The organism is Brevibacillus sp. SIMBA_040, assembly GCF_046535075.1.
Classification (GTDB): domain Bacteria; phylum Bacillota; class Bacilli; order Brevibacillales; family Brevibacillaceae; genus Brevibacillus.
In genome coordinates, this window is sequence record NZ_JAWRXI010000266.1 from 1 (window position 1) to 259 (window position 259).

General features: G+C 54.1%; 1 protein-coding gene. It reads left to right on the top strand.

What is annotated here, in order from left to right:
* A partial coding sequence (locus SB752_RS32790) for a helix-turn-helix domain-containing protein (protein WP_410719561.1) occupies positions 1-259 on the top strand: 259 nt, incomplete at both ends.

Consider the following 259-nt stretch of genomic DNA (forward strand, 5'->3'; position numbering starts at 1 on the left):
GAGAGCGGCGAAAACGAAACCCAAACCATATTACCCTTGAAATTAAGGGCAACCTAAAATATACTTTAGCTATTACCCCTCACCCCCAGGTGCTCCCCATGCTTCCTTCGCCCACTTCTCCCGACTTTCCTGCTGCTCTGAAAGCTAGGCGCGAACTTCTTGGATTGAGCCGCGCCGAGCTGGCCCGAAAGGCCAATATTCATGGCGTGATGCCCCGTCGCTATGAAGAATCTGACTGCGGGGAATTTGCGAGCCCCCG